Source organism: Trinickia sp., from assembly GCF_035492435.1.
Taxonomy (GTDB): domain Bacteria; phylum Pseudomonadota; class Gammaproteobacteria; order Burkholderiales; family Burkholderiaceae; genus Trinickia.
In genome coordinates, this window is sequence record NZ_DATJJF010000211.1 from 1 (window position 1) to 11,605 (window position 11,605).

General features: G+C 59.8%; 12 protein-coding genes and 1 pseudogene. 9 read left to right on the forward strand and 4 right to left on the reverse strand.

The features are described from left to right. The 4 genes and pseudogenes from VL598_RS15190 to VL598_RS15205 form a co-directional block, all read right to left on the reverse strand. A pseudogene (locus VL598_RS15190) lies at positions 1 to 297 on the reverse strand (hypothetical protein); the annotation flags it as partial. A 64-nt stretch (positions 298 to 361) separates the two neighbouring features. Continuing rightward, positions 362 to 1,939: an FAD-binding oxidoreductase gene (locus VL598_RS15195; RefSeq protein ID WP_325327558.1), complete on the reverse strand. Its 1,578-nt coding sequence runs from the start codon at positions 1,937 to 1,939 to the stop codon at positions 362 to 364. Between the two features lie 75 nt (positions 1,940 to 2,014). After that, positions 2,015 to 2,806, reverse strand: a complete 792-nt coding sequence (locus VL598_RS15200; protein ID WP_325327559.1) for an anti-sigma factor — start codon at positions 2,804 to 2,806, stop codon at positions 2,015 to 2,017. Then, positions 2,803 to 3,324 (reverse strand): sigma-70 family RNA polymerase sigma factor, encoded by a 522-nt coding sequence (locus VL598_RS15205; protein WP_325327560.1) that lies wholly within the window; start codon positions 3,322 to 3,324, stop codon positions 2,803 to 2,805. The genes VL598_RS15200 and VL598_RS15205 overlap by 4 nt, the downstream gene beginning before the upstream one ends. 119 nt (positions 3,325 to 3,443) lie before the next feature. Here VL598_RS15205 and VL598_RS15210 point away from each other — a divergent pair, with 119 nt between their 5' ends. From VL598_RS15210 to VL598_RS15250, 9 genes are all read left to right on the forward strand, one after another. Next, positions 3,444 to 3,689, forward strand: coding sequence for a hypothetical protein (locus VL598_RS15210; RefSeq protein ID WP_325327561.1), 246 nt, complete (start codon positions 3,444 to 3,446; stop codon positions 3,687 to 3,689). Positions 3,690 to 4,052: 363 nt separating this feature from the next. Continuing rightward, positions 4,053 to 4,640 (forward strand): hypothetical protein, encoded by a 588-nt coding sequence (locus VL598_RS15215; protein ID WP_325327562.1) that lies wholly within the window; start codon positions 4,053 to 4,055, stop codon positions 4,638 to 4,640. A 486-nt stretch (positions 4,641 to 5,126) separates the two neighbouring features. Next, on the forward strand, positions 5,127 to 6,125 hold the full coding sequence (locus tag VL598_RS15220; protein ID WP_414718730.1) for a sulfonate ABC transporter substrate-binding protein: 999 nt from the start codon (positions 5,127 to 5,129) through the stop codon (positions 6,123 to 6,125). 16 nt (positions 6,126 to 6,141) lie between these two features. After that, on the forward strand, positions 6,142 to 7,299 hold the full coding sequence (gene ssuD, locus VL598_RS15225) for an FMNH2-dependent alkanesulfonate monooxygenase (protein ID WP_325327563.1): 1,158 nt from the start codon (positions 6,142 to 6,144) through the stop codon (positions 7,297 to 7,299). Positions 7,300 to 7,353: 54 nt separating this feature from the next. Then, positions 7,354 to 8,217, forward strand: a complete 864-nt coding sequence (gene ssuC, locus VL598_RS15230) for an aliphatic sulfonate ABC transporter permease SsuC (protein ID WP_325327564.1) — start codon at positions 7,354 to 7,356, stop codon at positions 8,215 to 8,217. Continuing rightward, on the forward strand, positions 8,166 to 9,050 hold the full coding sequence (locus tag VL598_RS15235) for an ATP-binding cassette domain-containing protein (RefSeq protein WP_414718731.1): 885 nt from the start codon (positions 8,166 to 8,168) through the stop codon (positions 9,048 to 9,050). The genes ssuC and VL598_RS15235 overlap by 52 nt, the downstream gene beginning before the upstream one ends. A gap of 79 nt (positions 9,051 to 9,129) precedes the next feature. Continuing rightward, on the forward strand, positions 9,130 to 9,708 hold the full coding sequence (msuE, locus tag VL598_RS15240) for an FMN reductase (RefSeq protein WP_325327565.1): 579 nt from the start codon (positions 9,130 to 9,132) through the stop codon (positions 9,706 to 9,708). A 202-nt stretch (positions 9,709 to 9,910) separates the two neighbouring features. Further along, the gene (locus VL598_RS15245) at positions 9,911 to 10,576 is read left to right on the forward strand and encodes a transglycosylase SLT domain-containing protein (protein ID WP_325327566.1); all 666 of its coding nucleotides are present in this window, start codon (positions 9,911 to 9,913) and stop codon (positions 10,574 to 10,576) included. A gap of 278 nt (positions 10,577 to 10,854) precedes the next feature. After that, the gene (locus VL598_RS15250; RefSeq protein ID WP_325327567.1) at positions 10,855 to 11,298 is read left to right on the forward strand and encodes a CHRD domain-containing protein; all 444 of its coding nucleotides are present in this window, start codon (positions 10,855 to 10,857) and stop codon (positions 11,296 to 11,298) included. Positions 11,299 to 11,605 lie beyond the last annotated feature (307 nt).

Genomic DNA, 11,605 nt, shown 5'->3' on the forward strand with positions numbered 1-11,605 from the left:
TTTCATGAGATGCTTCAACACGAAGACATCGGAGGGGCGTAACGCACCAACGATGGGAGCGCCTACGCGTGCCAGTAATGCGTACCAGAGGTCAGCCACGTCGTCGCCGCACGCGATGACACGCGCTCCCTTACGTGCCACTGCGTAGGCCCATTGCACGCTTTGCACCAGCGAAGGATCGACAATAGCGATAGGCGGTGCTGCTTCTGCATCATGCATGGGTGTCGTTAACGCGCGCCCGAACCATCCGCTTGCAGCCAGGCCTGCACTCGCTTGGATAAAGAGGCGTCGGTTCATATCGCTCTACCTTGACGCGGCACTTGTGTGTTGCTGGCGTCAATCGCCATGCTTGCCCGCCACTTTACGTATAGCCTCGGTAGCTACGCCACGCGCGCGGCCAGATGCCCGATTTGCCCGGAGCAAGAATGCCGTCGGGATCGAGCGCGTCTTTGATCGTTTCGGAAAGTCTCAGTAACGCGCCGTTGTTGAAATCGTACTGCGCCGCCACGAAATCCATATAGGCAAGATGCACGCGATATTCGCCATACCCTGCAGCGCGTGCGTCGCTGATCAAGACGCGCAGCAAATCACTGGCCGCATCCGTTTGCTGCGCGTCGTCGCGATTGAATATCGTTGCCACGATGTGATGAAGATAACGCGTGCCCGCCGTGAAGCCGCCGTAATAGTCAAAGCCGTATTCGGTCATACGTGTTTTGGCAACCAGATATTGCCGCATCGCGTCGCGGCCCGTGAAGGGGCAGATCGGCGAAAAATCGACGTGTGCGCCCGACCCGCCGCGCCAATCGAGCATACGAAAGGCGCTCATGGTCGGAATGCCCGCCATATTGCGGTCGCCGCCAGCCACCGGTTCCGCATCTCCGGCGTAGCGCCTTGCCTCAATCTCGGCGCCGCGCACGCGGGAGAATGCGCGCTGAACGATCGCATATTGCGCCTCAATGACTTCGCTTGCGCCGTACAACCCGAAGCGCAAGTTCCAGTGGCCGATGCCAAGCCGCTTGATCATCGCGGCTATCGCCGCCTCGGGCATCGGCCCGCTGCCTTCGTACCATTGAGTACGCGGACCGATGCTGGCCGCGAAGCGAACAGCGCCTTCGATGACTGCGTGGCCGCGAATCGTTTCGTCCAACTTGAATGGCCGAAGAATCTCGACGATGGTTTCAAGGTCCGATTCATGGCTAAACCGCGCTTGCGCGAGCAAATAGGCAGCTGGCCTTGGCATGAGCGCTATCCCAAGCTTAGTCACGATGCCGAAGTTGGACTGCATGAACATCGGATCGTACGAAGGCCCGAAGCCGGGCTTGTAAAGCTGCCAGGTGGTGCCGATTTCGATTCCGCCCATCCCCGTGCGTACGACGTCGCCATTGGCGAGTACCACTTCCATTCCGCACTGCATCGCAGCGTGATCGCCGTACGGCGTGTAGCCAAAGCCGCGCTCGAGCGCGTTCCCGGTCACGCTGCCCCACCCAGCCGCAGCAGGGTCGATCCACAACTTCAAACCGTGTTCACGTAGATAGGCATACAAATCGAAATACGTGACGCCAGGTTCGACGAGCGCATAGGCAAGCGATTCATTGATCTCGAGCACGCGGTTCATCCGCTTCAAATCCACCACGACCGAGCCGGACAAACGCGGCGCTGCACCGCCATATGCGAAGTTGCGGCCGGTGGAGACGGGCCAGAGCGGCAGTTGGTACGCGCGCGCCACGCGCAAGATTTCTCGGATTTCGTCGACCGAAGCCGGCAACACGACCGCCGACGTCATAAAGCGTTGTTGCTGGGGGCCCGGCGCAAAAGGATCGGCGTAACCTGCGAGAATGTCGACGGCTTCGAGGACCTGCGCGCGTCCGACGATGGCGCCAAGCTCGCCGAGTGCCTGACGAAACCGTGCCTCGGATAAGTTCGGAGGAAGAACGTTCATCGCCGTTATCGCTCCGGCGGCCCTACGTATGTTGCAGCGTCATGGGCAACGCTTTCACTGCCGCAAGTCAGACGACTAATCCGACCATGACTGCGGCCGCCCACCCAGCGAGCTGCATACGTCAGCGGCAATCTCTCGAAGTTTCGCTTCGGATTTTGGCCCCGATAGCGCATAACCGAGGTGGTCGCTGGCCCAGTAGAAGGTGATCCTCTCATCATCGCGCAGGTGCTGAAACGCCATCTCACCGGTTGATGTCCGCACGACATAGAGCGTAAGTCGCGCCCCTTGCCGGCTTTCGTACATGAACTGTGCGGCAGGCCCTTTTTCGCCCGGCAGCAATCGGCCACCGACGAGCGTATAGCCGTACTCCTGCAACGAAGGGATCGAGACGGGCCGTCCAAGCCGCTTCGACAACCAACTGATCAGCTGTGTCTCATCGTGCGCACCGACTTCCACCGGATGCCTCACTTCGGGCGCGTAAACAGCGTAGGCGATGTCGGCGCGGTGTGCGAATGTGGCCGATTCGTGCGCATCCTCAAAAACGCGTGGCAGCAAACTGCCCATCGTCGCGCCCAAAGTGATGCCTGCAGCAAGCCAGCCTGCTGCCATGGCAACGTGCTTCAGCCGTGAAGTGCGCTTGCGCAGCACTACGAGCGACGCATTTTTGTCGAGGTCGCCGCAAAGCACTTTGAGCGCCGCGTTTTGGGCTCGCCACGCATTGACGCGCATCTTGGCATCCGGATCACGCTCCAGGCCGGCACGAACGGCGGCCTGTACTGCTGGAGGGAGCTCCCCGTCGATGAACGCGGACAGCGTTTGCAAGTCGAGGCGCTCCGGGGGATCGGGATTGCGGCGGTCACTGTTCATGGCGTTTTTCTTACTACTTTGAGCGTGGCTGACTTCGGGCAAGCCTCCCCGGCGAGCAAGATTCTCATATGCTCGCGAGCCCGCGACAGCCGAGACATCACCGTCCCGATCGGCACCCCGAGTACTGCCGACGCTTCCTGATACGTCAACTCTTCGACACCTATCAAGAGAATCACCTCGCGCTGCTCGACAGGAAGGTGGTAAAGCGCCTCCTGCACGTCACGCAATACCAGAGCGTCAACCTCCGTGCGTGGGGCTTCCAGGCTTCGCCAAGGCGCGGCGTCTTCGTCTACGGCGATCTCACGCCGGGCGCGCAACTGGTCGATGTAGATGTGCCTGAGAATCGTGAATAGCCACGCGCGCAGGTTGGTGCCCGCGCGAAACGCCCTATGACGCACGAGCGCGCGCTCCGCCGTATCCTGGACAAGATCGTCGGCCCATGCGGGGTCTCCCGTCAACGCACGTGCGTAACGTCGCAGAAGCGGAAGCCCGGAAATCACTTCGGCTTCGAAGTCCACTCAGTCGATGTCAAATTCATCACTCGTTTCAATAGCCGCCACCACTCGAGCTGCCTGAACTGCTCGACGACGCTGACCCATCATCAGGCGACGAGCAAGCCGTTTGTGACAACGTCGATATGGCGAGCATCGTCATCAGAAAAACTGTAGAAAAAATGCTGCGCAATTTCATTGCGATCTCCCTATTGATCGTGATCGACCGTGGCGAAGCGAAACGTTGTCCACAGTCATTCGACGCTTTAACGGGCGCGGCGCACCGATTATTCCGTGGCCTCGGCAATATCTCTATTCCGATGGAATGGGGCCACCTCGATCGTTACCCGATGACTCCCGAGTGTGCTGGCGCGAGCTGCCTTCAGCGTTAGCCGTACTTAATTCGCAACCAATAAAGGGTGTGCGCCGCAACTGACGGGAGCGTCATATCCGACGATCGCGCGTAATCGTCGGACAGAATGACTACGCGGTGAGAAGAGGGGCGCATGATCGAATTGGCCGTCACGAGTTTCGACCGCCTGGATCGGGGCATCTCGGGTAAATCGCCCTCAGTAGGCCCAAGGTCCGATGGCGCGTTCGGGAGTCAATGCTTAGCCTCTCGCGGTGAGACTTCTGGCTACTGCTCTGCTGTAGGAACCTGCAGTGGCATCAAAGTCCGGCTTGACTGGTGAAGGTTCCTCACACGATAGCTGTACTCAGCCGCAACGCAACCGGCATATCCAAGGAGCGCGCAGATGAAGATCAAAAAGTTCGTGTTCATGGCCGCCGTCGCCATGGTGGCATGTCCCGCATGGGCTCAAGCGCAAAGCTCAGTGGATGTGACCCGAGAACCGGGAAGTGCCACTGTCGTGGGAAGGACCACGCTCAGGGCCACGGTGGTGGGTATCGAGCGGGAGACGCGCACTGTTGAGCTCAAGACCGGGAAAGGCAGGGTGGTGCATCTTCAGGTGGGCGAGGAGGCTCGCAATTTCGATCAACTCAAGATCGGCGACATCGTCACCGCTCAATACACACAAGCGGTGTCGCTTAGTCTCAAGAGGACTAGCGGCCCGCGTTCCAAAACGGAGAGTGAGATAGAAGAGCGCGCCGCTCCCGGGGCCAAACCCGGAGGGATGGTTGGTCGGGAGGTAACGGTGATGGCAGATGTCACCGGGGTTAATGCAAAAACGCAAACCGTTACAGTGAGGGGGCCTCAAGGCAACACCGTTGATGTGTTGGTGCAAGACCCCGCGCAGTTGAAGAATGTGAAGAAGGGCGATCAGGTGGAGGTGGTATATACCGAGGCACTCGCGATATCCGTGACACCAGGTACCAGCGAATAGCGCACTTGCGAGTCCTGCGGTTGCGGCTCCACCGCAACGATGTGATGCGAAATGGCGGCCGGCAATTTCGTGCGCAGCGAGTCGCTATCTCGCTGCGCACGTGGGATCGGCAATGAGGCTTGAGTCACCTCGTTCGTCATCGAAGACGGCACACACATCGCTTGCTTTTGATGGTATTGCGCATCGCGCATGTTGCGGTGCCTTAATTCGTCCCGCGTGTCTGAACTCGTCTTGTGCAAGACAAGACGCAGGCGATTTAGCGACCATCCCCCCCACGACAACACTTTTTCCTGTTGCTTCTTTGTTTTCCATGGTTTTGCCATATGACGATCTGGCAAGAGCAAAGCTGAAAACAATGGTTCTCACGACCAGCCAGCCTTTCTAGACTGGCATGCGCGGTTTGTGATCGAACCAGGCTCCATCCTGTTCGCTTTGCATACCTAATCAATTCGAATCTAAGGCGTCGAATGACGTCGTGGAAAACTCATGCCATCTAAAAACAAGCAACTACGCGAACCTGCTCGCCGCAACTGGCTAAAGATGACCGCTATGAGCTGCGCCGCGCTCGCCGTCGGAGCACGGGGAGTCGGATACGGGCAGGCCGCACAAGCCCAGAGTACATCGGCGAGAACGGTGCGAATCGGTTATCAGAAATATGGCACCCTGGTGATGCTCAGGGCGCGTGGAACGCTTGAAAAGCGCCTCGCGAAAGAGGGCGTGTCCGTTTCATGGTTAGAGTTTTCTGCCGGCCCACAGTTGCTCGAAGGGCTCAATGCTGGTGCCATCGATTTCGGTACCGTGGGTGAGACGCCGCCGATCTTCGCGCAGGCGGCGGGCGTCGATTTCGTTTATGTCGGCAATGAACCCCCTGCGCCGTCCTCTGAGGCTATTGGCGTACCGCATGACTCGCCGATCCGCTCGCTCGCCGATCTGCGTGGCAAGAAGATCGCGCTCAACAAGGGATCGAATGTCCATTATTTGCTCGTGCGTGCATTGAAGCATGCGGGTTTGGATTATGCCGACATTAATCCTGTGTACCTCGCGCCCGCCGATGCACGTGCCGCTTTCACGCAAGGTAGTGTCGACGCGTGGGCCATTTGGGATCCCTATTTTGCGGCGGTCGAGAAACAGGTTGGCGCGCGCATCGTTGCCGATGGAACAGGCCTCGTCGACAACACGCAGTTCTATCTCGCAGCTCGGCGATTCGCTTCGGCAACGCCACAACTCGTTCAGGCAGTGCTCGGCGAACTTGTATCGACGGATGCCTGGGCCATAGCAAACCCGGCAGCGGTCGCGCAAGAGCTGGCGCCTCTGGTCGGTCTCGACGCAAGCATCGTCGAGGTGGCGGCCCGCCGTGCGTCATATGGCGTTGCTCGCACCTCCGATAAGGTACTGGCTTCGCAGCAAACGATCGCCGACACATTCAGCCAGTTGAAGCTGATCCCCAAGTCCATCAATGTCAAGAACGCACAGTGGTTTGCGTGAAAGTGGAGAGCGTCGCATGAAGGTTTTCTGGTTCATCCCCACCCACGGCGACTCTCGCTACCTGGGCACGTCGGAAGGGGCGCGTGCCGCCACCTACGACTACTTCAAGCAGGTCGCCGTCGCAGCGGATACTCTTGGCTACGAAGGCGTGCTTTTGCCGACAGGCCGCTCGTGCGAGGACGCTTGGGTGGTGGCATCGAGTCTTATCGCGGCGACGCAGCGGCTCAAATTCCTCATCGCGGTACGGCCGGGCTTGAGCTCACCGGCCTTGTCCGCTCGCATGGCGGCGACGTTCGATCGGCTATCCAACGGCCGGCTGCTGATCAACGTGGTGACCGGCGGCGGCCCCGTGGAGCTGGAAGGCGATGGCGTCTTTGTCGATCATGACGCGCGCTACCAGATCACAGACGAGTTTCTCACGATCTGGCGCGATCACTTCAGGACAGCGCATGAGGGTGGGACAGTCGACTTCGAGGGCCGTCATCTGACTTCGAAGGGCGGCAAGCTGCTTTACCCCTCGTTGCAACGGCCGCATCCGCCCTTATGGTTCGGTGGGTCATCAGGTGCTGCGCACGACATTGCCGCTTCGCACATCGATACCTACCTCACCTGGGGCGAGCCGCCCGATGCCGTTGAGGCCAAGATCGCCGACGTGCGCGCCAAGGCGTTGGCCAAGGGGCGCCAAATCAAGTTCGGGATTCGCTTTCATGTGATCGTGCGCGAGACCGAGGGTGACGCATGGGCCGAAGCGGACCGACTCATCAGCCGCCTCGATGACGAAACGGTTGCCAAGGCTCAGACGGATTTCTCTCGCATGGATTCGGAAGGGCAACGGCGCATGGCCGCATTGAATCGAGGCAAGGGACGCAGTCGCGCTGAACTCGAAGTCTATCCGAACGTGTGGGCCGGCATTGGGCTCGTGCGCACGGGGGCGGGGACGGCACTCGTCGGCAGTCCTGAACAAATCGTCGCACGCATGTCTGAGTATGCCGATCTCGGCATCGACACATTCATCCTCTCCGGCTATCCACACCTCGAGGAGGCCTATCGCTTTGCAGAGCTCGTCTTTCCGTTACTGCCGGCCGGAGTGCGCAAGCGTCTCGATTCGTCATTGCCGGGGCCGTTTGGTGAGATCGTCGGATACACGCACTTGCCCAAAGCGGCACAAGCTTAATGGAAATGCGGGAAGTTGATTAGTACTACGAAGTGATTTGCAAGGAGCGATGGCATGAAACGGGGAACTGCCCTGGCGATGCGTGTTGTACCCTGGATTGTGCCGGCTCTCGTGGTGCTCGGGTGGGAGTTGAGTGCGCGCGCGGGCTGGCTTTCGTCGCGCATCCTACCCGATCCGCTCGTGGTCGGCCAAGCAGCGTGGGCACTCATGCGCACCGGCGAAATGTGGGCGAACGTCAAAGTTAGCGCGTTGCGTGCTTTGGGTGGACTCGCGATTGGCGGCAGCGTCGGGTTCTTGCTTGGGCTCGCCACGGGGCTCTTCAGGCCGATCGAGGTGGCGCTCGATTCAACGGTGCAGATGATTCGCAACATACCGCCGTTCGCGATGATTCCGCTCGTGATCCTCTGGTTCGGCATCGAGGAGCAGGCGAAACTGTTTCTCGTCGCGTTCGGCGTCTTTTTTCCCATCTATGTGAACACGTTCCATGGAATCCGCTCCGTCGATGCAAATCTCGTCGAGATGGCGAAAAGCTACGGTGTGCGTGGATTTGCGCTCTATCGCCAAGTCATCTTGCCGGGGGCGTTGCCCTCAATCCTCGTCGGTGTGCGTTTCGCGTTAGGGCTCATGTGGGTCATGCTGATCGTTGCCGAGACGATCTCGGCACAGTCGGGGATCGGTTACATGACGATGAACGCACGCGAATTCATGCAAACAGACGTCGTAGTCGTTGGCATCCTACTTTACGCGGCGCTTGGCAAGCTTGCGGACATGTTTGCTCGCGGCCTCGAGAAATGGCTGCTGCCGTGGCATCCGGCTTATGCGGGCGGTGGGGTTCACCCGCGCAGTAGGCGCAACAAAGCGGCCGAATGGGTGAAGACGGTCAAACGTCCCCTCGGCTTGAAGGGGGTGAAGGCATGAGCCGGGTGACAATCGATGCCATCGAAAGCGAAAGAGGCGAGGAAGGGGATGCCGCCGTTACAGCCGTGACGGCCGGCCCCGCAGTGGCGCTGCGTTCGATCTCGAAGCGCTACGGCGAGCGTATCGTGCTTGATCGGCTCAACCTCTCGATTGAAAAGGGGAGCTTCGTTGCGATCGTCGGTCGAAGCGGCTGCGGAAAATCGACGTTGCTGCGTCTTGTGGCGGGCCTTGAGGCCCCCGACGATGGGGCGTTGCAGATGTTGAAGTCACCCAGCGACGCATCCGGAGCCAAGCCGCGCACACGCATCATGTTCCAGGATGCACGCCTTTTACCTTGGAAAAGCGTGCTGGCGAATGTGATGCTCGGCTTGCCGAGTTCAGCGCGTGACGATGCGCGGTGGGCCTTGAACGAAGTCGGTCTCGCCGGCCGCGAGGAGGATTGGCCTGCTGAGCTCTCGGGCGGACAAAGGCAGAGAGTGGCACTCGCCCGTGCGCTCGTGCATCGGCCCGAGCTTTTGCTGCTCGATGAGCCGCTTGGCGCGCTCGATGCGTTGACCCGAATCGAGATGCAGGAACTCATCGAAAGGCTTTGGCGCGAGTATGGCTTTACCGCACTGCTCGTTACCCATGATGTGCACGAAGCAGTAGCGCTCGCGGGGCGCATTCTGCTGATCGAGCGGGGGCGCATCGCCCTTGATCGCGAGGTGAAGCTCGAACGGCCCCGGGCGCGCGGCACACCGGCATTCGCGGTAATCGAGGATGTTGTGCTGCAGCGTGTGTTGCGACCGGATAGCGTTGAGCCTTCTCATTCGCAGATGCGCGGCAGTGCCTGACATCGAGGCCATCCCATTCCCTTCGTCACGGCATGTTCCGTCTGACGAGCTTTCAACAGAATTCAACAAATCGACGCCAATGAATAAGAAGCTCAGCGTGGTGGCTGTTTCCGGCGGGCTGCAGCGTCCCTCGCGGACATTGGTGCTCGTCGAAGCGATTCTCGCGGCATTAAGCGACACCTTGCCGATGGACATTCACTTGATCGAGCTTGGCGAGCTTGTGCCAGCACTGGGTGGGGCGATTTATCGGACTCAGGTGCCTGACGACGTCGAGGTGCACCTGAATGCCATCGAGACGGCCGATGCGCTCGTCGTTGCAAGTCCCGTCTTTCGCGCTTCCTACACCGGGCTCTTCAAGCACCTCTTTGATCTCGTCCGTCAGGACGCGCTCGTCGACATGCCGGTGCTGCTTGCGGCGACAGGCGGCAGCGACCGCCATGCACTTGTGATCGAGCATCAATTGCGGCCGCTTTTCAGCTTCTTTCAGGCATTCACGCTGCCCATCGGCGTGTTCGCCTCGGAGCGTGACTTCACGGGCCATGTTCTCACGAGCCCGGCGTTGCATGATCGAATCGCGCTGGCGGCCGGCCGCGCGGTGCCCTGGCTGCGTCGCGACGCACGCGCGAGTGCGACTGAGCGCGATTTTTTCGCCGTCTGAACGCTAGCTTCGACGACGTCATAGCTCGGCCCCGGTTTAGTGGCGTCGCGGCCCGTGATGGGTAAACAACCGCTTCAAAGCACAGAATTGTTTGTTTAGCACCGGCTGTCATTCGATGCACGGATTATGACGGTTGGCTCGGGTTTTAACGCGGATTAATGACGCCGTTATAATGCGGGTCAATTTAATCCGTTATGGATCCATGAGTCGAATCGTTCGTGCTCTGCTGATTTATTTTGGAGTCCTTGCTTGTGCTCATGCTCAGGACGCCGAATCGATCGGCGCGTCAGCAAGTGGCGCGTCCGCAGCTTTGGCCGCGTCAGAAGCGCCGAGCATCTCGCTCGCCGCTTCGGTCCCTGCTGTAAGTGAGACGGTCGCAAGCGAGACGGCTGCGGCGCAGGATCGCCGCATCTCGAGCCTGCTCGTAGCGAAATTCGGCGTTGCACGGGCGAAGGCGGAGGAAATCACGGATGCGGTGATCGCATCGGCATCGAAGTACTCGCTACCACCCGCGCTCGTGCTGGCCGTCATCTCGATCGAATCGCGCTTTCGCGAGAAGGCGCATGGCAAGCATGGCGCGACGGGGCTGATGCAAGTCGTGCCTGCCGCACATCGAAACCTCGTGCGTCATATTGATCTCACGAAGGTCACCGCGAACATCGAGGCGGGCTCGCACATTCTGCACGGCTACATTCAGTCGGCTCAGGGGGACGTGGCCGCGGCGCTGAAAAGTTACGGTGGATCGTCCGCCTATGCGCGGATGGTCAGTTCCCGCGAACGCGTTTTCGAGCCGACCGTAGCGGCCAGCGAGGCAACGCCAGCGCAGGCAGCAGCAGTGGATGGAGCTGAGGCGGCGAAGAGACGCTGAGCGGCCGCTCGTGCACGGTGGACGTGTAGGGTTTCCTGAAACGGAAAAGCCTCGCATGCGGCACAAACGCGGTTGTTGCCTTTCGAAATGGGATTGAGCGCACACATTGCATTCCGGCCCGCTCTGCCATCATGGCAAGACTGCAACTGACTTTTCGCTTGCCGACGGCTGAAAAGGTCGTCGCCTCGTCGACAAGCGCAATTAAAGAACTTGTTCTAGTATTGGCACCGCTTGGCAGGACCAGCTAAGCGCAGGTCATCTATAGACAGGAGAACAAGATGCGTGCGATGCGGAAAGTGAGTGCGGCCTTGTTGATGTGGGGGCTCGCGACTGGCGTGACGTTTGCCGATCAGGTCGTCTATAAGGCTCAAATGACGCCGTCGAGCGAAGTGCCACCTACGACGAGCCATGGGGCAGGCGAGGTAACGGCGACGCTCGATACGTCGAGCAAGCAACTGACGTGGCAGGGCGATTATCACAAGCTCACCGGCCCCGCGACGATGGCCCACTTCCATGGGCCGGCACCGGTTGGCCAAAACGCGGGCATCCAGATTCCCATTGATGTTGCCGCGAAAGACAGTGGAAAGCTTAAGGGCGAAGCGACGTTGACCGACTCGCAAATTAACGACCTGGAATCCGGCAAGTGGTACGTCAACGTCCATACCGCGAAATACCCGGGTGGTGAAATTCGCGGCCAGCTCATGCCAGCAAAGTCCTATTGAAACGTCGGGTCTACGAAGGCGCCGCTTAGGCGGTGCCTGATCGTTACGAAGAGAATGGGCGACGAGCCGATTTTGGCCTTCGTTGCCCGAGACTGGATTGCGCCGCCGACAAACGGTACGATCGCAGCAGGTCGTTCTTCATGACCACGATTGTCTCCCGCTGTTTGTGGAGCGCGCCGCGATGAGTTGGCAAAGTACAGTTCTCTGCTGGGTCCTCAAAAGGCAGTTCCGCCCGCAAACGGAACAGCCGATCGTCAGTGTCGAGCGCGCCCGCGCACGGACGGCTGAGCGCGTGTGGGCGCCTAAA

What these genes read in the sequence shown, in the direction of transcription:
- VL598_RS15195 (WP_325327558.1), bottom strand. Translation starts at nt 1,939, where the DNA reads ATGAACGTTCTTCCTCCGAACTTATCCGAGGCACGGTTTCGTCAGGCA.
- VL598_RS15200 (WP_325327559.1), bottom strand. Translation starts at nt 2,806, where the DNA reads ATGAACAGTGACCGCCGCAATCCCGATCCCCCGGAGCGCCTCGACTTG.
- VL598_RS15210 (WP_325327561.1), top strand. Translation starts at nt 3,444, where the DNA reads ATGGCGAGCATCGTCATCAGAAAAACTGTAGAAAAAATGCTGCGCAAT.
- VL598_RS15215 (WP_325327562.1), top strand. Translation starts at nt 4,053, where the DNA reads ATGAAGATCAAAAAGTTCGTGTTCATGGCCGCCGTCGCCATGGTGGCA.
- VL598_RS15220 (WP_414718730.1), top strand. Translation starts at nt 5,127, where the DNA reads ATGCCATCTAAAAACAAGCAACTACGCGAACCTGCTCGCCGCAACTGG.
- ssuD (WP_325327563.1), top strand. Translation starts at nt 6,142, where the DNA reads ATGAAGGTTTTCTGGTTCATCCCCACCCACGGCGACTCTCGCTACCTG.
- ssuC (WP_325327564.1), top strand. Translation starts at nt 7,354, where the DNA reads ATGAAACGGGGAACTGCCCTGGCGATGCGTGTTGTACCCTGGATTGTG.
- VL598_RS15235 (WP_414718731.1), top strand. Translation starts at nt 8,166, where the DNA reads ATGGGTGAAGACGGTCAAACGTCCCCTCGGCTTGAAGGGGGTGAAGGC.
- msuE (WP_325327565.1), top strand. Translation starts at nt 9,130, where the DNA reads ATGAATAAGAAGCTCAGCGTGGTGGCTGTTTCCGGCGGGCTGCAGCGT.
- VL598_RS15245 (WP_325327566.1), top strand. Translation starts at nt 9,911, where the DNA reads ATGAGTCGAATCGTTCGTGCTCTGCTGATTTATTTTGGAGTCCTTGCT.
- VL598_RS15250 (WP_325327567.1), top strand. Translation starts at nt 10,855, where the DNA reads ATGCGTGCGATGCGGAAAGTGAGTGCGGCCTTGTTGATGTGGGGGCTC.